This is a genomic window from Nocardia sp. NPDC055053, from assembly GCF_053608285.1.
The window spans coordinates 38194-56806 of the sequence record NZ_JBSGVD010000015.1; the positions used below are offsets into that span (position 1 = coordinate 38194).

At 70.6% G+C, this 18613-nt stretch carries 18 protein-coding genes; 5 read left to right on the forward strand and 13 right to left on the reverse strand.

Features of this window, described 5'->3' with window-relative positions; translation table 11 throughout:
• The first annotated feature begins 4 nt into the window (after window positions 1–4).
• Complete coding sequence (gene cobJ, locus ACWF82_RS17620) at window positions 5–1699, forward strand: precorrin-3B C(17)-methyltransferase (protein WP_452502534.1); 1695 nt, start codon at window positions 5–7, stop codon at window positions 1697–1699.
• Between the two features lie 90 nt (window positions 1700–1789).
• The gene (locus ACWF82_RS17625) at window positions 1790–2332 is read left to right on the forward strand and encodes a PadR family transcriptional regulator (protein ID WP_452502331.1); all 543 of its coding nucleotides are present in this window, start codon (window positions 1790–1792) and stop codon (window positions 2330–2332) included.
• Between the two features lie 11 nt (window positions 2333–2343).
• Here the strand turns inward: ACWF82_RS17625 and ACWF82_RS17630 are convergent, their stop codons facing one another.
• From ACWF82_RS17630 to ACWF82_RS17640, 3 genes are all read right to left on the reverse strand, one after another.
• Window positions 2344–3096, reverse strand: a complete 753-nt coding sequence (locus tag ACWF82_RS17630) for a cobalt-precorrin-6A reductase (protein ID WP_452502535.1) — start codon at window positions 3094–3096, stop codon at window positions 2344–2346.
• A 264-nt stretch (window positions 3097–3360) separates the two neighbouring features.
• On the reverse strand, window positions 3361–4614 hold the full coding sequence (cbiE, locus tag ACWF82_RS17635; RefSeq protein ID WP_452502333.1) for a precorrin-6y C5,15-methyltransferase (decarboxylating) subunit CbiE: 1254 nt from the start codon (window positions 4612–4614) through the stop codon (window positions 3361–3363).
• Window positions 4593–5345 (reverse strand): SDR family NAD(P)-dependent oxidoreductase, encoded by a 753-nt coding sequence (locus ACWF82_RS17640; protein WP_452502335.1) that lies wholly within the window; start codon window positions 5343–5345, stop codon window positions 4593–4595. Before ACWF82_RS17640 ends, cbiE begins: the two co-directional genes overlap by 22 nt.
• Window positions 5346–5441: 96 nt before the next feature.
• On the opposite strand from ACWF82_RS17640, the gene ACWF82_RS17645 reads away from it, so the two are divergent.
• On the forward strand, window positions 5442–5840 hold the full coding sequence (locus ACWF82_RS17645) for a PPOX class F420-dependent oxidoreductase (protein ID WP_379230510.1): 399 nt from the start codon (window positions 5442–5444) through the stop codon (window positions 5838–5840).
• Window positions 5841–5873: 33 nt separating this feature from the next.
• On the opposite strand, the gene ACWF82_RS17650 is transcribed toward ACWF82_RS17645, so the two are convergent.
• Window positions 5874–7001 (reverse strand): M24 family metallopeptidase, encoded by a 1128-nt coding sequence (locus ACWF82_RS17650; protein WP_452502337.1) that lies wholly within the window; start codon window positions 6999–7001, stop codon window positions 5874–5876.
• A gap of 142 nt (window positions 7002–7143) precedes the next feature.
• Between ACWF82_RS17650 and ACWF82_RS17655 the strand changes: the two genes are divergently transcribed.
• A complete protein-coding gene (locus ACWF82_RS17655; RefSeq protein ID WP_452502339.1) occupies window positions 7144–8121 on the forward strand; it encodes a 5'-3' exonuclease in 978 nt (325 codons plus the stop codon).
• A 63-nt stretch (window positions 8122–8184) separates the two neighbouring features.
• Here ACWF82_RS17655 and ACWF82_RS17660 read toward each other — a convergent pair whose 3' ends face one another.
• The 7 genes from ACWF82_RS17660 to ACWF82_RS17690 form a co-directional block, all read right to left on the reverse strand.
• Window positions 8185–8955: a DUF4333 domain-containing protein gene (locus ACWF82_RS17660; RefSeq protein ID WP_452502341.1), complete on the reverse strand. Its 771-nt coding sequence runs from the start codon at window positions 8953–8955 to the stop codon at window positions 8185–8187.
• Window positions 8956–9074: 119 nt separating this feature from the next.
• The gene (locus tag ACWF82_RS17665; RefSeq protein WP_452502343.1) at window positions 9075–11771 is read right to left on the reverse strand and encodes a DEAD/DEAH box helicase; all 2697 of its coding nucleotides are present in this window, start codon (window positions 11769–11771) and stop codon (window positions 9075–9077) included.
• 3 nt (window positions 11772–11774) lie between these two features.
• Window positions 11775–12728, reverse strand: coding sequence for a twin-arginine translocase subunit TatC (gene tatC, locus ACWF82_RS17670; RefSeq protein ID WP_452502344.1), 954 nt, complete (start codon window positions 12726–12728; stop codon window positions 11775–11777).
• A 98-nt stretch (window positions 12729–12826) separates the two neighbouring features.
• Window positions 12827–13090 (reverse strand): Sec-independent protein translocase subunit TatA, encoded by a 264-nt coding sequence (tatA, locus tag ACWF82_RS17675; protein ID WP_452502346.1) that lies wholly within the window; start codon window positions 13088–13090, stop codon window positions 12827–12829.
• A 92-nt stretch (window positions 13091–13182) separates the two neighbouring features.
• Window positions 13183–14211 carry a 2-dehydropantoate 2-reductase gene (locus ACWF82_RS17680; protein ID WP_452502348.1) on the reverse strand — a complete coding sequence of 343 codons (1029 nt, stop codon included), beginning with the start codon at window positions 14209–14211 and terminating at the stop codon, window positions 13183–13185.
• Window positions 14208–15191: a helix-turn-helix transcriptional regulator gene (locus tag ACWF82_RS17685; protein WP_452502350.1), complete on the reverse strand. Its 984-nt coding sequence runs from the start codon at window positions 15189–15191 to the stop codon at window positions 14208–14210. Before ACWF82_RS17685 ends, ACWF82_RS17680 begins: the two co-directional genes overlap by 4 nt.
• On the reverse strand, window positions 15188–16183 hold the full coding sequence (locus ACWF82_RS17690; protein ID WP_452502351.1) for a helix-turn-helix transcriptional regulator: 996 nt from the start codon (window positions 16181–16183) through the stop codon (window positions 15188–15190). The genes ACWF82_RS17685 and ACWF82_RS17690 overlap by 4 nt, the downstream gene beginning before the upstream one ends.
• A gap of 106 nt (window positions 16184–16289) precedes the next feature.
• Here ACWF82_RS17690 and ACWF82_RS17695 point away from each other — a divergent pair, with 106 nt between their 5' ends.
• Window positions 16290–16598, forward strand: a complete 309-nt coding sequence (locus tag ACWF82_RS17695) for a thiamine-binding protein (RefSeq protein ID WP_452502353.1) — start codon at window positions 16290–16292, stop codon at window positions 16596–16598.
• A gap of 38 nt (window positions 16599–16636) precedes the next feature.
• Here the strand turns inward: ACWF82_RS17695 and ACWF82_RS17700 are convergent, their stop codons facing one another.
• Window positions 16637–17092: a MaoC family dehydratase gene (locus ACWF82_RS17700; RefSeq protein WP_452502355.1), complete on the reverse strand. Its 456-nt coding sequence runs from the start codon at window positions 17090–17092 to the stop codon at window positions 16637–16639.
• Window positions 17089–18582: a long-chain-fatty-acid--CoA ligase gene (locus ACWF82_RS17705; protein WP_452502357.1), complete on the reverse strand. Its 1494-nt coding sequence runs from the start codon at window positions 18580–18582 to the stop codon at window positions 17089–17091. The genes ACWF82_RS17700 and ACWF82_RS17705 overlap by 4 nt, the downstream gene beginning before the upstream one ends.
• Window positions 18583–18613 lie beyond the last annotated feature (31 nt).

Sequence of the window (18613 nt, forward strand, 5' to 3'; positions counted from 1 at the left end):
TGAGATCAGCACCGGCAAACTGTGGGGTATCGGCCTCGGGCCCGGCGACCCCGAACTGGTGACGGTGAAGGCGGCCCGCCTCATCGCCGACGCCGACGTCGTCGCGTTCCACAGCGCGCGCCACGGTCGCAGCATCTCGCGCGGCATCGCGGCGCCGTACATGCGGGAAGGTCAGATCGAGGAGCACCTGGTCTACCCGGTGACCACCGAGACCACCGACCATCCCGGCGGCTATCAGGGCGCCATCGACGAGTTCTACGAGCAGGCCGCCGCCCGGCTGGCCACGCACCTCGCGGCGGGGCGCACCGTCGCGCTGCTCGCCGCGGGTGACCCGCTGTTCTACAGCTCCTACATGCACATGCACCGGCGACTGGCCGGCCGGTTCGAGGCCGAGATCGTTCCCGGCATCACCTCGGTCAGCGCGGCCTCGGCAGCCCTTGGCACCCCGCTGGTCGAGGGCGAGCAGGTGCTCACCGTGCTGCCAGGCACCATGCCCGTCGACCAGCTGACCGAGCGCCTTCGCAACACCGACGCGGCCGCCATCATGAAGCTGGGCCGCACCTATCCCGGTGTGCGCCAGGCACTCTCGGACGCCGGGCGGCTAGGCGACGCCTACTATGTGGAACGCGCGAGCAGCACCCGCGAACGCGTCCTCGCCGCCGCCGATGTCGACGACGCCGAGGTGCCGTACTTCGCCATCACGCTCGTGCCGGGGCCGACGCCGACGACGCCGATCGTCACCCGCTCGCGGCCTGGGACCGCGCTGGACAGCGCGGCGGTAGCGCAGGGCACCCCCGCCGACGCGGGCCGACCCGAATCGGCCACCAGCGAGCCGGCGACCGACGCGGCCCCGGTCGGCGGCGGCCTCGCCGCGTCCACGACGTCCGCGCCCGCCGGGTCCGTGACCGCCGCCCAGGCCGAACGCGCAGCCGGCGATCTCGGCGGCCCGCAGGGCGAAGTCGTCGTCGTCGGACTCGGCCCCGGCGATGCCGCGTGGACCACGCCGGAAGTCACCGCGGCGCTGGCGGAAGCGACCGATCTGGTCGGCTACACCACCTACATCAACCGCGTCCCCGAGCAGCCGGGTCAGCGCAGGCACGCCAGCGACAACAAGGTCGAATCCGAACGGGCCGCCATGGCACTGGATCTGGCCAAGCGGGGCGCGCGCGTCGCGGTGGTGTCGTCGGGTGATCCCGGTGTCTTCGCGATGGCCGCCGCGGTCCTGGAGGTGTCGGCCGAACCGCAGTTCAAGGAAGTGCCGGTGCGGGTGCTGCCCGGGCTGACCGCGGCCAATGCCGTCGCCAGCCGCGTCGGCGCGCCGCTCGGGCACGATTACGCGATGATCTCGCTGTCGGACCGGCTCAAGCCGTGGGATGTTGTCGTCCAACGACTTTCGGCGGTCGCGGCCGCGGATATGGCGATCGCGATCTACAACCCGGCCTCCTCGCAGCGCCGCTGGCAGGTCGGCGCCATGCGCGAGGTCCTGCTCGCGCACCGGCCGCCGGAGACGCCGGTGGTGCTGGGTCGCGATGTCGGCGGGCCGACCGAGTCGGTCCGGGTGGTCACCCTGGGCGAGCTCGATCCCGACGAGGTGGACATGCGTACGCTGCTCATCATCGGCGCGTCCACCACCACCGCCTTCGACACCGCCGAGGGCACCAGGGTGTTCACGGCGCGCCGGTACGCCACCGGCGAGTAGCGAACACACCGCAACACCGGCATTCTTGGTTGCCGACACACCCAGGGCGTAACATTCCACTTAGGAATGTAGTTCGAAGGGAGTTGACCGTTGACCGATACCGCGACTCGACGCCGCCCGCTGAACTCCACCGCGGCCTCGCTACTCGGGTTCCTGCACGAAGGCCCGATGTCGGGATGGGACCTGGCCACCCAGGCCCAGCTCCGCATCGGCGACTTCTGGACCATCACCCAGAGCCAGGTGTATCGCGAACTGTCCGCCATGGATTCGGCCGGTCTGGTGACCAAGGGTGAGCGGGGCGCCAGGGAGCGCACGCCGTACCGGATCACCGACACCGGGCGCGAGGCATTCGCCGAGTGGATCGCCCGCGATCCGGGCGCCGAGACGATCCGGGTGCCGCTGCTGCTGACATTGTCCTTCGGCGAACACCTCGAACCGGCCCATCGCGATCGGATCATCGCCGCCAACCGCGACATCCATCAGGATCGCCTCGACCGCTACCTCGACGAGGACCCGACCGCCCTCGCGCCGCACCAGCGCGCCACCCTCGAATTCGGCATCGCCTACGAACGCGCGGTGCTGCACTGGTTCGACCAGCTCCCGCGCATCTTCACCCCGCCGAACCCGGTCTGACCCGCGGTCGGTCAGCGCACCTGGTGCGAGGCGGCGTCGTGCAGCCAATCCACGGCGGCGGCGACCTCGTCGACCGTCACCGCGCCGACGGGCAGCGGCGGCCGGTCGATCATCACGACCGGCAGCCCGGCGGTGCGGGCGGCGAAGATCTTCGCCTCGGTCTGTTCACCACCGCTGTTCTTGGTGACGAGCACATCGATCCGATGACGTGACATCAGGACGAGTTCGTCGTCGAACGTGAACGGTCCACGCGCCAGCAGCAATTCGTAGCGCGGGGGCAGCGGCGCCGCGGGGGCGTCGATCGAGCGGATGACGAACCGATGCCGGGCGCAGCCGGCGAAGGCGCCGACACCCTGGCGGCCGATGGTGAGCAGTACCCGCTCACCGTGGGTGGCCAGCGCCGCGGCCGCCGACGTCAGATCGGGCACGCGCGTCCACAGATCACCGGGGCGCTGCACCCATTCCGGCCGCCGCAGGTGCAGCGCGGGAATGCCGAGTTCGTCCGCGGCGGTGGCCGCATGGGTGCTGACCTGGGCCGCGAAGGGATGGGTCGCGTCCACGACGGCGTCGATCGCGTTCTCGCGCAGCCAGGTTCGGAGGCCCTCGACACCACCGAAACCGCCTATGCGTACCGGACCGACCGGCAGCCGCGGATGAGCGACCCGTCCGGCGAGGGACGACACGATGTCGAGCCCCCGCTCGTCGGATGCGATCCGGGCCAGCTCGCGGGCTTCGCCCGTGCCGCCGAGGATCAGGACCCTCAGGGCTGCCTGCCGACGCAGGCCGAACCCGCGCCGGCCAGCGCCGCGGGGCCGCTGCCGGTGGTAGTGGTGTCCTGCACCGCGGGCGCGGTGAAACTCGAGTTCTTCATATAACTCCTTTTACCGGAACGGCCACGACCCTACCCCCGAGGCACGCTTCTTACACCTTCGGTTCGTAACTTTCATGGCATCGCGACCCTGCATGAACGGTTTCACCGTGATCTGCGCGTGATCTGCTCGTGATCGAACCAGCGCGCTCATCCACCGCTAACCAGCGGGTTTTCCGACGATCCACTGGGCGACCGGCAGGTGCGGCCGCCACGCGGTGAACCCACCGAGTGCTTCGCCACGGTAGACCTGAAATTTTCGCAGGACACCACCGTAGGTGGCTGACCAGTCCAGCAGCTGCGCTTCCGATTCCGCGGTGACCGCGTTGGCGACCAGCCTGCCGCCGGGGCGCAGGCGCTGCCAGCACTGCGCGAACACACCGTCCTGGGTGAGTCCGCCGCCGAGAAATATCGCGTCCGGCGCGGGAAATTCCGCATCGGCAAACTCCGAGCGCACTTCGCCGCGGATCGTTATTCCGGGGACGCCGAGGGCGGTCGCATTCGCGGCGATCTGTTCCCGGCGGGCGGGAAGGCGTTCGAAGGTGACCGCACGGCACAGCGGATGCGTGCGGCACCATTCGATGGCGATGCTCCCCGATCCCCCGCCGACATCCCACAGCAATTCTCCCGGCGCCGGTGCCAGCGCGGTGACGGTGAGCGCGCGGACCTCGGCTTTGGTGAGCTGCCCGTCGCCGGTGAAGGCGGCGTCGGCCAGGCCGGGCAGGCGGGTGTCGCGGCGGCGGCCCCGGTCGGCGACGCACTCGACGGCGACGATGTTGAGCGGGTCGCCGTCGGGGTGTGCCCAGTTCGTGGCTGTGCCGGTGCGCAGGCGTTCGGCGGGGCCGCCCAGTTGTTCGAGGACGGTCAGCGTGGAGTCACCGAACCCGTTGCCGGACAACAACTGTGCCAGCTGGGCCGGGGTGGACTCGTCCTCGCTGAGCACGAGGACGCGGCGGCGGTCGGCCAGCTCGGGCAGGACCGTCGGCAACGGCCGGGCAACCACGCTCACCACGGGGGTCTCGGCCAGTGGCCAGCCGAGTCGCGCGCAGGCCAGCGACGCCGAGGACGGCTGCGGGAACACGCGCAGCGCGCTCGCGCCGAAGCGGCGGGCCAGGGTGACGCCGATGCCGTAGAACATGGGGTCGCCGCTGGCCAGGACGCCGATACGGCGATCGGCGTTGCGCGCGAACAGCTCCGGCAGGGCGGGCAGCAGCGGGCTCGGCCACGGCACCTGTTCGGCGGCGCCGGGCGGGAGCAAGGCCAGTTGACGCGGCGAGCCGAACACGACGTCACATTCCAGGATCGCCGTCCGCGCGGTCTCGCCGAGCCCGGACCAGCCGTCGGCGCCGATCCCGGCCACCACGATCGGCCTGCCCGCCCACTCCGCCTCGGTCACCGCGGCATCCGGCGCCACACGAACTGCGGCAGCAGCCGCATTACGAAGAACGCCACCGCGAGCCTGCCTGGCACCGCGACGCGGGTCGCGCCCTTGTCCAGGCTGCGCACGACGGCGTCGGCGACCTGATCGGGGGTGCTCGACATCGGTGCGGGGTCCATGCCGGTGGTCATGCGGCCGATCACGAAACCGGACCGGACCAGCAGCAGCTGCACGCCGGTGCCGTGCAGGGCGTCACCGAGGCCGCTGGCGAAGCCGTCCAGGCCCGCTTTGGCCGAACCGTAGACATAGTTCGCCCGGCGCACACGGACACCCGCGATGGAGCTGAAGACGACGATCTGTCCGGCGCCCTCGGCCCGCATCAGGTTCGCGAGGGTGGTCAGCACGCTGACCTGGGCGACGTAGTCGGTGTGTACGACGGCGACCGCGTGCGCCGGGTCGTGTTCGGCGCGCTCCTGATCACCGAGGACACCGAAGGCGAGGACCGCGGTCGCGATGCCACCGTGTTCGGCGGCGAGCTTGTCCAGCAGCGGTGCGTGGGCGGCGGTGTCGTCGGCGTCGAACTCCACGGTGTGCACGGCGCTCGCGCCCGCCGCGCGCACCTGCTCGACCTCGGCGTCCAGCGCGTCGGACCGGCGGGCGGCCAGGATCACCACGCGTCCGGGGGCCAGTCTGCGCGCCACCTCGAGGCCGATCTCACTGCGCCCGCCCAGGACCAGCACCGGCCCATCGTTCTGCTGCTTTCCCATGGGGTCAGTCTGCCCGATCCGGCCGAGGTCGCCGATCCAGGCCGAGGGCCGAAACCCGCGGACCCGGCCGCCGAGGGGCCCGGCTACCGTTTCCCCATGCCGACCGCCACCGCACAACTCTCCCCCGCCGCCCTCGAATTCGTCACCGAGCGGCACCTCGCCACCCTCACCACCCTGCGCGCCGACGGGACTCCGCACGTGGTCGCGGTGGGCTTCACCTGGGATCCCGAGAGCGGGATCGCCCGCGTGATCACCGACGGCGCGTCGGTGAAGGCACGCAATGCCGGACGCGGCGGCTACGCGGCGGTGAGCCAGGTAGACGGTGCGCGCTGGCTCACCCTCGAGGGGCCGGCGACGGTGCTCGACGACTCCGCCGATGTCGCCGAGGCCGTGCGCCGTTACACCGAGCGCTACCGGGTGCCGCGCGAGAACCCGACGCGGGTCGTCGTCGCGATCCAGGTGCGCCGAGTGCTGTCGTCGAGCACGCTGAAATAGCCTGCTCCCTGAAATTGCCTGTGCGCGAACCGCTTACAGCACCGTCAGACCGTGCGGCCGGTTGTTCATCGACTCGGCGCCGTCCTCGGTGACGACCACGATGTCCTCGATACGGGCGCCCCACTTGCCGCGGAAGTAGATGCCCGGTTCGATGCTGAATGCCATGCCCGGCTCGAGCACCAGGTCGTTGCCCGCCACGATGTAGGGCTCCTCGTGCACCGACAGGCCGATGCCGTGGCCGGTGCGGTGCACGAAGGCGTCGCCGAGGCCCGCGTCGGCGAGCACGGTGCGCGCGGCGGCGTCGATGGACTCCGCGGTCACCCCGGGGCGCACGGCGGCCACAGCGGCCGCCTGGGCGGCCTCGAGCAGGGCCACCTGCTCGGCGACCTGCTTGCCCGGGGTGCCGAGCACATAGGTGCGGGTGGAATCGGAGAAGTAGCCGGGCTCGACGGGACCGCCGATGTCGACGACGACCACGTCGTCCTTCTGGATCGTCCGATCGGAGACCTCGTGGTGCGGGTCGGCGCCGTGCGGGCCACTGCCGACGATGACGAACGCCGCCGCGGTGTGGCCCTCCTCGATGATCGCGGCGGTGATATCGGCGGCGACCTCGGCTTCGGTGCGACCGGGGCGCAGGAACTCCCCCATCCGGGCGTGGACCCGGTCGATGGCAGCGCCCGCCCGGCGCAGCGCCGCGATCTCGGCGTCGTCCTTGATCATCCGCGATTGCCGCAGCACCGGTGTCGCCGAGGCGGGCAGGCCGGTGGTGGACTGGGCCAGCGGGATCAGGTGCAGCGCGGGCATCGCCTCGGACACGGCGATGCGGGAACCGGCGTGCAGCGTCGAGTGCACCAGCTGGTAGGGATCGACGCCGTCGACCCAGTCCAGCACCCGCAACCCGAGTTCACCGGCCGCCGACTCCGCCAGCGACGCCAGCTCGAGTTTCGGGATAACGACCGCCGGGGTCGCCCCGTCGGAGGTGATCACCAGGCAGGTGAGCCGTTCGAAGGACTGGGCCCTCGAACCGATCAGATACTGCAGGTCGGGGCCCGGCGTGATGAGCAGGGCGTCCAGATGCGCCGCGCGCATCGCCTCGACCGCCCGCTCCAGTCGCCTGCCGTAGACCTCCGCCGCGAACCTTGCCTCCGTCTGCGCGCTCATGGGATGCGACGTTACCCGCCCCGCACCCACCGTCGCAGTATCGGCAACCGGAGCGGAATCGGATCGTGCCACACGGTCCTGTCGCGACCAGGACGGCGCCGTCACGGGCACCTGCACCCGTCTTCGGGGCACAATCACCGGTGTGACCGTTGACCAGACCCCCCGCGGACCCCTGCTGATCCTCGACGGCGCCAGCCTCTGGTTCCGCGCCTACTACGCGATCCCCGACAAGCTCAGGGGCGCCGACGGGCGCTCGGTGAACGCGCTGCGCGGTTTCACCGACATGGTGGCCTCGCTGATCACCAAGCACCGGCCGAGCAGGCTCGTCGTCGGGCTCGACCTGGACTGGCGGCCACCGTTCCGGGTCGCGCTGGTGCCGTCCTACAAGGCGCACCGGCTCGACACCAGCAGCGGCGCGGCGCCCGGCGCCGAGGAAGTGCCCGACACGCTCACCCCGCAGGTGGAGATGATCCTGGAGGTGCTCGCCGCGGCGGGCATCTGCACCGGCGGCGCGGAGGGGCTCGAGGCCGACGACGTGCTCGGCACCCTCGCCAGCCGGGAACGCACGGATCCGGTGGTGGTCGTCAGCGGTGACCGTGACCTGCTGCAGCTGGTCCGCGACGACCCGGCCCCGCCCGTGCGGGTCCTCTACGCGGGCCGTGGGCTGGCCAAGGCCGAGCTGTTCGGTCCCGCCGAGGTGTCCGCGAAATACGGTGTGCCCGAACAGAACGCGGGCCCGGCCTACGCCGATATGGCCACCCTGCGCGGTGACGCCTCCGACGGCCTGCCCGGTGTCGCCGGCATCGGTGACAAGTCGGCCGCCCAGCTGATCTCGAAGTTCGGCTCGCTGGACGCGCTGCTGGCGGCGGTGGAAGACCCCGGTTCCGACCTGGCCAAGGGTGTGCGGGCGAAACTGGTTGCGGCACAGGACTATCTGAAGGTCGCCGCGCCGGTGGTCCAGGTCGTGCGCGATGCCGAGGTGATCCTGTCCGGCCCGGACACCCTGCCCGCGACGCCTGCCGACCCGGACCGGCTCCTGGAACTGGCCACCACCTACAACGCCGAGAGCCCGATCACCCGCCTGGTCACCGCGCTGACGGCGGTGCACCGCGCCGGGTGACGCGGAGACGGCACCGGGCCGCCCGCGTACTCGCGGACGGCCCGGAACCTGGGATGCGGCAGCCTAGTTCGGGCGGCCGACCTCGTAGGTGCCGTCGTCCTTGGTGATCTTGACGGTGACCTTCTTCGCCTCGCCGCTGACCTTCAGGTCGCAGGTGAAGGTCGCGTCGACCTTCACTTCCTGACCCGAGGGGCACGACACGTCGGTCACGTCGGCGATGCCGTAGGAGTCCTTCAGCACGCGCGCGACGCCGTCCTGCACGGCGGCATTGTCGAGTTCGTCGGAGGAGAACACGAACAGGAGCAGGGCGACGACGGCGGCGAGCACCAGCACGCCCGCCGCGACGAGGCCGATCACCAGGCCCTTGCCCTTACCACCGGAGGCCGGCTGCAGCGGGGGCTGCTGGCCCCACTGCTGCTGCGGCTGCTGCCCCCACTGCTGCGCGGGCTGCTGCTGGCCCCACTGCTGTCCGGCGTTGCCCTGCTGGGCATTCCAGTCCTGCGGCGGCGGCTGGGTCTGGCCCCACTGCTGCTGCGGGCCGGTCGGCTGCTGCGGCACCCCACCCTGCTGCGGCTGCTGTCCCCACTGCGGCTGCTGGCCGGGCTGCTGCGGCTGCTGGGGCGGCTGCTGTCCCCACTGCTGCTGCGGCTGCTGCGCGTTCGGGTCACCCCAGTGCTGGGTGGGCTGGGCCTGCTGCGGCTGCTGCGGTGGCTGTGCCGCTCCACCCCAGTGCTGGGTGGGACCGGCGCCACCGGCCCCTTGCTGACCTCCCCAGTGCTGGGTGGGATCGTTGCTTCCCTCCCCTGGGCCATTCGGTCCGTACGGGCCGCTCATCCACTCGCCTCCACTCGCATCGTTGTACATACGGTAGCCCCCCGCGCCAGGCCAGCCGCTTTCGCACGACTCCGCCATCACGGTCGGTACGCCAGGAAATCAAATCACAGACGTATCGACTACGCGGCGTCCACCGCGACGACACCCCGCCGGACGGCGCGCACGGCCTTGGCCGCGGTGGCCGCGATCTCGGGATCGTCGGCGGTGTTGTGGATCTGGTCGAGCAGGTCGATGACCTGCCTGCACCAGCGCACGAAATCACCGGCCGACAGCGGTGTGCCCTGATCGCCGCTGGCCAGCAACGCCTCGGCCAATGCGTCGCCACGGGCCCACTTGTAGACCCCGGTGACAAAGCCGAGGTCGGGTTCGCGGGTCGGCGGCAGCTTGTGCCGCGCCTCGTCGGCACGCAGCTGCGTCCACACCTCGATGGTGGCGCCGACCGCCCTGCGGATCGGTTCGGTCGGGCCGGACGCGGTCAGGAAGCCGCCCTCCTGGCGCGACTCGTAGACCAGCGTGGATACCACCGCGGCGAGCTCGGCCGGGCCGAGTCCGCGCCACAGCCCCTGCCGCAGCACCTCGGCGACGACCAGGTCGCTCTCGGCGTAGATCCGGGCCAGGCGCCTGCCGTCGGCGGTTACTTCACCGCGCTCGACGAACCCGCGTTCTTCGAGCAGTCCGACGATCCGGTCGAAGGTGCGCGCCAGCGAATTCGTCGTCGCGGCAACCTTCTGGCGCATCGTCTCGGTCTCGCGCGCGAGCCGGGCGTAGCGCTCACCGGTGCGGCTGAGCTGTTCCCGGTCGGGCCGGTTGTGCGCCGGGTGCGAACGCAGGCTGCGGCGCAGGGTCGAGAGTTCCCGATCCTCGCCGGCGCGGGTGTGGTCGTTGCGCCTGCGCCTGCCCGGCGCGGAGATGCCGGTGCTGCGCAGCGCCGAGGCGAGGTCGCGGCGGATGCGGGCGGTCCGGTGATCGACGCGCCGCGGCAACCGCATGTGGCCCAGCGCTTCGGCGGGAACGGGGAAGTCGGCCGCCGAGACCCGGCCCGCCCAGTGGTCTTCGGTGAGCACCAGCGGACGCGGGTCGCCCGGGGTCTGATCGGGTTCGAGGATTACCGCGAGCCCGGCGCGCCTGCCCGACGGGATGGCGACCACGTCGCCGCGGCGCAGTTCGATCAGCGCCTTCACCGCGGCACCGCGGCGGTCGGCCCTGCCCTGCTGCTGGATCTCGCGCTCGCGCTGCTTGATCCGCTCGCGCAACGACAGGTACTCCATGAACCCACCGTCGACGCCGCCGAGCTGACTCTCCAGCTTGCGCATCGCGCCCTGATTGCGTTCGATGCCACGCACCAGCCCGACCACCGAACGGTCGGCCTGGAACTGGGCGAAGGATGCCTCGAGCAGCGTCCGCGCCTCCTGGGCGCCCATCCGGTCGATCAGGTTGATCGACATGTTGTAGCCGGGCCGGAACGAACTGCGCAGCGGATAGGTGCGAGTGGACGCCAAGCCGGCGACCGCGCTGGTGTCGACCTCGGGCTGCCACAGCACGACCGCGTGACCCTCGATATCGATGCCGCGCCTGCCCGCGCGCCCGGTGAGCTGCGTGTACTCGCCCGGGGTCAGCTCGGCGTGGGATTCACCGTTGAACTTCACCAGCCGCTCGAGCACGACGGTCCGCGCGGGCATGTTGATGCCGAGCGCCAGGGTCTCGGTGGCGAACACCGCGCGCACCAGGCCCTTGACGAACAGTTCTTCCACGGTGTGCCGGAACGCGGGCAGCATGCCGGCATGGTGTGCGGCCAGTCCGCGGTGCAGCGCCTCGCGCCACTCCCAGTAGCCGAGCACTTCCAGATCGCCCTTGGGCAGGTCGCCGGTGTGCTTCTCGATGATCTCGTCGATCCTTTCGGCCTCGTCCGGCCTGCTCAGGTCGAGTCGCGCCCGCAGGCACTGGGCCAGCGCGCCGTCGCAGCCCGCGCGGCTGAAGATGAACGTGATCGCGGGCAGCAGGCCTTCCTCGTCGAGGCGGGCCAGCACCTCCGGGCGCGGCAGCGGCCGGAAATTGCCGCGCGCGCCACGACCGCGCGGGCCGCCGTAGCCCTGCATCCGATCGGCGGCTTCGCGCTGACGGATGAACCGCACGAGGTCTTCGTCGACCAGCACCTTCTGGTCGCTGGATTTCGTGTCGAACAGGTCGAACATCCGCCTGCCGACCATCACGTGCTGCCACAGCGGCACCGGCCTGGTCTCGTCGACCACCACCGCGGTGTCGCCACGCACGGTCTCCATCCACGCGCCGAACTCCTCGGCGTTGGACACCGTCGCCGACAGGCTCACCAGCCGCACGTCCGGCGACAGATGCAGGATGACTTCCTCCCACACCGCGCCGCGGAACCGGTCGGCCAGGTAGTGCACCTCGTCCATCACCACGTAGGACAGTCCGCGCAGCGAATCCGAGGACGCGTAGAGCATGTTGCGCAGCACCTCGGTGGTCATTACGACCACCGGCGCGTCGGGGTTGATCGACTGGTCGCCGGTGAGCAGGCCGACACTGTCGCGGCCGTAGCGTGCGGTCAGGTCGGCGAACTTCTGGTTCGACAGCGCCTTGATCGGCGTGGTGTAGAAGCATTTGCCGCCCGAGGCCAGCGCCATGTGCACCGCGAACTCACCGACGATCGTCTTGCCCGCGCCGGTCGGGGCGCAGACGAGCACGCTGTGCCCGTCTTCCAGCGCCGCGCAGGCGGTCCGCTGGAAAGGGTCGAGATCGAACGAGATTTCGCTGGCGAACTGCGCCAACTCGTTGGCCCGCGCGGGAGAATCGGTCACCCGTCAGAGCGTATCGGAGTAGTCCGACACCGGACGGGTGGTTTTCTCCGGGTCCGCGACCGGGTCGGCGGGCCGGACGGGGTCCGGGGTGTCCAGCGGCGAGGCTTCCTCGTCCGAGAGCGCGCCCCAGCCTTCGTTGGCCGCGCGGCGGGCCCGGCGGGCGTCGTTGAAGCGGGCGAACTGCACCGCCAGCTCGAACAGGACCGTCAGCGCGATGGCCAGCGCCAGCATCGAGAACGGGTCCTGCGGTGTCACGATGGCGGCGAAGACGAACAGGCCGAAGATGATGCCGCGCCGCCACGCCTTGAGCTTGACGTAGGGCAGCACGCCGACCAGGTTCAGCCCGATGATCACCAATGGCGTCTCGAAGCTGACGCCGAAGATGATCAGCAACTGGATGATGAAGCCGAAGTACTGGGTACCGCTGAGCGCGGTGATCTGGACGTTGTCACCGATGGTCAACAGGAACGACAACGCGTGCGACACGACGACGTAGGCCAGCACCGCGCCCGTCACGAACAGCACCGTGCCCGAGACCACGAACCCGACCGCGTACTTGCGTTCCTTCGCGTACAGGCCGGGGGTGATGAACGCCCACAGCTGGTACAGCCAGAACGGCGCCGCCATGACCACACCCGCGGTGAAGCCGACCTTCAGGCGCAACATGAACTGCTCGAACGGCGCGGTCGCCAGCAGGCGGCAGGCGCCGTCGGGGCTCAGGCTCGCGCGCGCCGATTCCGGCAGCGAACAGTAGGGCCCGCGCAGGATCTCGCCCAGACTCTCGATGCCGAAGAGGGAATGCGCGTACCAGAAGAAGCCGAGCAGCGTGGTGACCGCGATCGCGGCCAGCGCCAGCAACAGCCGGGTGCGCAGTTCCTGCAGGTGCTCGACCAACGACATGGTGCCGTCGGGATTCGTCCTGCGCTTGCTGCGCCGTGGATCGAACGGAATGCGCATGGTGGGTGGTGGCCTCTAACCCTCGACTTCGGCGGATGCTCGGCGAAACAGCACTCAACCCCGGAGCAGTCGACGCCGCCCCGGGGAGAATACCGAGGTCAGAGCGACTTGTGGCTCTGCTGCGGATCCGCGATCGGAGCCTGCGTCTGCGGTGCGGACGCGGGCAACTGCTGCGGCGGCGCTGGAGTGGCGGCCGGATTGGCCTGCGTGGCCGACTCCGACTGCATCTGCCCGACCTCGCTCTTGAAGATCCGCAGCGACCGGCCGAGACCGCGCGCCGCGTCCGGCAGCCGCTTCGCGCCGAAGAGCAGGACGAACAGCAACGCGATGATCAGCAGGTGCGTCCAGCTGAACGTGCCCATTATCAGATACCTCCAAAGACTGTGGTGATTACCGATGCTACCTGCACTGCGGCGGTCGTGACCGGTCACCCGCAGCGGTGTTCGCCACGCGTTCAGCCTTGCACGGCGGCCGCCGCCCCGGTCAGCTCCGCGAACAACCGGCTTCCGCTGAACCGCCGGGTGTCCCCGGATTCGGCGTTGCGGATCAGCTCGGTGAGCCTGCGGTTGACCGGTGTCGGGCGCCCGACCATCTCGCCGAGCCGCACGATTTCACCGCACAGCCACGCGATTTCCGTGCGCCTGCCCAGGGCCAGGTCGTCGGCCATGGACGAGCGGGCGAGCGGGTCGATGGCCAGTACCCGGCCGAATACCCGGCGGAAGATCGAGTCGGGCACGCGCAGCAGATGGACCATCAACTCGGGCGGTACCGGCGTCAGCTGGGCGGGCCGAATTCGCGCAGTGTTCATCACCGCGAGCGCTTCGGCCTGGGTGAGTGCGAGGCAGCGCCGGTAGTCGCGCTCGGCGAGTTCTTCGCGCAGCGGGCGCCCCGAGAGCGCGTTGATCGGGTTGTTCAGGTTGAGCAGCAGCTTGGCCCACTGCACCGGGCGCAGGTCGCGATGACGGCGCAGCGGCAGGCCCGCGGCCCGGAAGCGCTCGGCGAACCGGTCGACCACCGGGTCGTCCTGGATCGCGACGACGCCGTCGCTGGCCCGGTGGAAACGGCCGTGGCCACCGTGGACGACGTTGAACATGACCATGCCCGCCAGCACGATGCTGGTGGGCAGGATCTCCCGGATCAAGGTGTCGTTGCCGATGCCGTTCTGCAGGCTCACCACCGGGGTGCCGGGGCGCAGCCTGCCCGCGACGGTCCTGGCGACGGCCGCGGTGGCGGCGGACTTCACGGTGACGAGGACGAGGTCGGCCAGTTCCGGCTCGTCCGGTTCCAGTGCCAGCCCGAAGCGGTCGGGCGGGACGTCGGTGACGCCGCCGTCGAGGTCGGTCAGCTGCAGGCCGTGCTCGGCGATGTCGTCGAGGACGCGCTGACGCCCGACGAAGATCACCTCCATGCCCGCCGCGGCCAGATGACCGCCGATGAAGACCCCGATGCTGCCCGCGCCGAGGACCAGTACTCGCTGGTTCACGCGGGTTCGGTCTCCCCAGGCAGTCCGGCGGCCGCGTACGCGGCCAGTGCCGCGTCGGCCCGGTCACGCACCGCCGCCACCAGCTCCGGTGGGCCGAGCACGCTCACGCCGGTGCCGAAACCGAGCAGCAGTCGCGCCATCCAGTCCGCGGTCGCGAACCGCATGCCCGCCTCGATGCTGCCGTCGGGCCTGGACTGGATGCGGTGCATCGGGTACTGGTCGAGCACCCAGGCGTAGTCGGCGCGGATCCGCAGCCGGGCCAGCGGCACGTCGGGATCGTCCTGGAACAGGTCGAGGGCGGCCGCGTCGGTGGCGGCATGGCTGGGCGGGCGGGCGGGTTCGTCGAGTTCGGTGGCGTCCTCGATCCGGTCGAACCGGAACAGCCGGACACCCTCGGCCTGCCTGCACCACCCCTGCAGGTAGCTGTTGTTGTCGACCAGCACCACCCGGATGGGGTCGACGATCCGCTCCGAGACCTCGTCGCGGCTGGCCGAGTAGTACACCAGGCGCACGGCGCGGGTGTCGGCGAGCGCGGCGCGCACGGTGGCGACGACCGGCTGCTCGACGGGCACGTCGACGGGCTTGCCTGCGACGACGGCGTCGCTGCTGGCGATGGCCGATTCGATCTTGGCGATCGCGGCGTGCGCGGCGGTCGGGTCGACCATGCCCGGCATCTCCACGATCGAGCGCAGCGCCACCAGCAGCGCGGTCGCCTCGGTGGAGGTCAGGCGCAGCGGCCGGTCGATGCCCGCGGAGAAGGTGACATCGATGCTCTCCTCGGAGAACGACAGGTCGATCAGGTCGCCGGGCCCGTAGCCGGGCAGCCCGCACATCCACAGCTGATTCAGATCGCTCATCAACTGCTTGGTGGTCACACCGAGCTCGGCGGCGGCCTCGGCCGCGCTGATGCCCGGGTGCGCGAGCAGGTACGGCACCATGTTCAACAGGCGCGAAAGGCGTAGGGACAGGCGCGAACTCACGACGCCACCTCCGTGTGGTCGAGTACCGACCGTAGCCGGTTCATCACGTCGGCGCGCAGTTCCGGTGGATCCAGCACGAGCACGTCGGGGCCGAGGCCGGTGATCAGGCGGGCCACCCAGTCGCGCGAGCGGACCGGGACTTCCACGACCGACCCGTCGCGGCCGCCGAGTTCCCTGGTGCCGACCTCGGTGCCGATGCGGCGCAGCTCGCGGCCGCGGCCCTTGGCGACCCACACCGTGGCCGATCCGGTGACGGGCGCGTCACCGGTGACGCGGTCGACGATGGCGCGCAGGTCGGCGTCCTCGGGTTTGCGGACCGCGTTGTGCGGACCGTACGGGATGACCTCGCCGCCGATACGGGACAGCCGGAAGGTCCGCACGGCGTCGCGTTCCCGATCGTGCCCGACCAGATACCAGCGACCGTGCCGGGTGACCACACCCCACGGCTCGACGTCCCGGGTGACGAACGGGTCGGTGACGGCGCTGTGGTGCCCGAAGCGCACGGCTTGCCCAGCGTCGATCGCGGCGAGCAGCTCGCGCAGCACGGGCTCGGATCCGCGGGTGCGGGCGGGGACCGCGGGCACCGACACCCCGACGTTCTCGGTTTCGACGGTGACGCCCGCCGCGCGCAGCTTCAGCAGCGCGCCCTCGGCGGCGCTCGCGAGTTCCGGCGACGCCCACATCTGCACGGCGACGGCGACCGCGGCCGCTTCCTCGCTGGACAGGTCGATGTCGGGCAGCTCGTAGGCGTCCCGGTTGATCCGGTATCCCTCGAGTGTCGAGAACCGCCCGACCGGACCGACTTCCAGCGGAATGCCCAGATCGCGCAGTTCGTTCTTGTCGCGCTCGAACATCCGGCTGAACGCCTCGTCGGTCGCGGAGTCCTCGTAACCGGCCACGCTGGCGCGGATGCGCTCCGCGCTCAGGAACTGCCGGGTCGACAGCAGCGCGATGACCAGATTCATCAGCCGCTCGACCTTGGATATCGCCACGCGATAGAGGGTAATGGTCGCGCTGTGGTCACGGCGCGTCGGCGCAGGGTTGCGGGCTCCGGCGGGGCGGCATGATGGTGCGGGTACCCGTAGCGAAAGGATCACCATGCTTGTCGCGTTCTCTGTGGCGCCCAGCGGCGCAGCCACGGCCGACGGGTCGGTCGGGGAAGCCGTGGCGGCGGCGGTGCGCGTGGTGCGGGCCTCGGGGCTGCCGAACCGCACCGATGCGATGTTCACCACCATCGAGGGTGACTGGGACGAGGTGATGGCCGTGGTGAAGGCGGCCTGCGACGCGATTCTCGCGGTCGCGCCGCGGTGCAGCCTGGTTCTGAAAGCCGATCTGCGGCCGGGCGTCACCGACATGCTCACCGCGAAGGTGGCGACGGTCGAGCGCTATCTGGCCGACGACCACTGACGACCGGCGACACGATCAGGTGCCGCCGGTCGGCGTGGTCAGCTCAGGTAACGGGCGATGGCGTCGGCCACGCAGGCGGGCCGGTCGGCGCCTTCGAGTTCGACCGTGACGCGCCGGTGCGCCTGCACGCCGCCGGGCACCTCGGTGACCTCGGTGAGCGCGACCCGGCCGCGGATCCGGCTGCCGACCGGAACCGGCGTCAGGAAGCGGACCCGATCGAGGCCGTAGTTGATCGCGGCGCTCGCGGCGCTCACGGTCATCACCTGCTGGGTGATCGGCACGATCAGCGACAGCGTGAGGAAGCCGTGCGCGATGGTCGCGCCGTACGGGCCCGCGGCGGCTCGCACCGGGTCGACGTGGATCCACTGGTGATCACCGGTGGCCTCGGCGAACCGGTCGATCCGGTCCTGATCGATCGTGATCCAGTCGCTGGGGCCCAGTTCGGTCCCTGCGGCCGCGCGCAGGGCATCGAAATCGGCGAAATCCGTTGTCATGCCGCTCCTCCGAATCGACGGCGCAGTTCGCGCTTGAGCACTTTGTGGGTAGGGCCCAGCGGGAGCTCGGTGACGAACTCGACGCGGCGCGGATACTTGTACCTGGCGACCTGTTCCTTGCCGAACGCGATCACGTCCTGCTCGGTCAGCTCACCGTCGGGGACGACGACGGCCACGATCTCCTCACCGTAATGCTCGTCGGGCACCCCGATCACGGCGACCTGCGCGATCCGCGGATGCCGCACCAGCGCCGCCTCGACCTCGGTCGGATAGACGTTGAATCCGCCGCGCAGGATCATCTCCTTGATCCGGTCGACGATCCGCACCCGGCCGGTCTCGTCGCGGGTGCCCAGATCACCGGTGCGGAACCACCCGTCGACCACCGCCGCCGCGGTGGCTTCCGGTCTGCCGGTATACCCGGTGAACACGTTGTGCCCGCGCACCACCACCTCACCGGTCTCCCCCACCGGCAGCAACACGATCCGGTCGGTGATCGCGGGGTCGGCGATCTCCACGTCGACGCCCCACACCGGATGTCCGACGGTGCCTGCCTCGGTGCCGTAGATCGGCTGGTTGACCGCCGCGGTCGGCGAGGTTTCCGACAGTCCGTAGCCCTCGAGCACCGGCGCGCGGAACACCCGCTCGAAGTCCTCGAGCACGGCCACCGGCAGCGCCGCGCCGCCGCTGACGCACAGCTTCAGCGCGGGCAGTTCGGGCGCGCTCGCCGCGGCCTCGAGCAGGGCGATGTACATGGTCGGCACGCCGTGGAAGAGGTTGACGTTCTCCGCCGCCATCAACGAGACCGCTTCGGCCGCATCGAATCTCGGCATGAGCACCAGCGTGCCGCCGACCCGCCAGTGCGAGTTCATCGACACCGTCTGCCCGAATACATGGAACAGCGGCAGCGCGCCGAGGGCGATGTCGTCGCGGTGGATCTCGTTGGCGTCGAAGGTGTTCACCGTCGCGCTCATCACCATGTTGAGGTGACTCAGCTCGGCGCCCTTGGGCGTTCCGGTGGTCCCGCTCGTGTAGAAGACCACCGCGGTGTCGAGCGGCCCGCGCGCCACGAAGGCCGGAATCGGCTCGCCGGCAAGCTCTTCGGGGGCCACGATGTCGATCCCCGCGCTACTCGCCGCCGCCGCACCGGTGGCGGCCACCATCGGATGACAGATCAGCAGCGATGCCCCGCTGTCGCGCAGCACGTACTCCATCTCGGGCGCGGTGAGCAGCAGGTGCACGGGCACCACCGTCGCCCCCGCGGCGAGGATCGCGAAGTACGCCCGTGGAAAGTCGGCGGTGTTCGGGCACAGAAGCGCCACCCGATCACCGGGACGGACCCCACGCGCGAGCAGGGCGCCCGCCTGTTCGCGCGCCTGCCGCCACAGGTCGGCGAAGGTGATGCGGTGCTCGCCCTCGATCAGCGCGAGGTGGTCCGGGCGGCGGCGGGCCGGTTCGGCGAGGATGCTCGCCAGGGAGAGAGTGGCATTCACAAGGTTTCCTAGTGTCGACGTCGAATCCGGC

Bases quoted from the DNA above. Each gene is read 5' to 3' on its own strand.
- tatA (WP_452502346.1), bottom strand. From the start codon at position 13,090: ATGGGCACGTTCAGCTGGACGCACCTGCTGATCATCGCGTTGCTGTTC.
- ACWF82_RS17695 (WP_452502353.1), top strand. From the start codon at position 16,290: ATGCTTGTCGCGTTCTCTGTGGCGCCCAGCGGCGCAGCCACGGCCGAC.
- ACWF82_RS17645 (WP_379230510.1), top strand. From the start codon at position 5,442: ATGCCGACCGCCACCGCACAACTCTCCCCCGCCGCCCTCGAATTCGTC.
- tatC (WP_452502344.1), bottom strand. From the start codon at position 12,728: ATGCGCATTCCGTTCGATCCACGGCGCAGCAAGCGCAGGACGAATCCC.
- ACWF82_RS17640 (WP_452502335.1), bottom strand. From the start codon at position 5,345: ATGGGAAAGCAGCAGAACGATGGGCCGGTGCTGGTCCTGGGCGGGCGC.
- ACWF82_RS17660 (WP_452502341.1), bottom strand. From the start codon at position 8,955: ATGAGCGGCCCGTACGGACCGAATGGCCCAGGGGAGGGAAGCAACGAT.
- ACWF82_RS17700 (WP_452502355.1), bottom strand. From the start codon at position 17,092: ATGACAACGGATTTCGCCGATTTCGATGCCCTGCGCGCGGCCGCAGGG.
- ACWF82_RS17650 (WP_452502337.1), bottom strand. From the start codon at position 7,001: ATGAGCGCGCAGACGGAGGCAAGGTTCGCGGCGGAGGTCTACGGCAGG.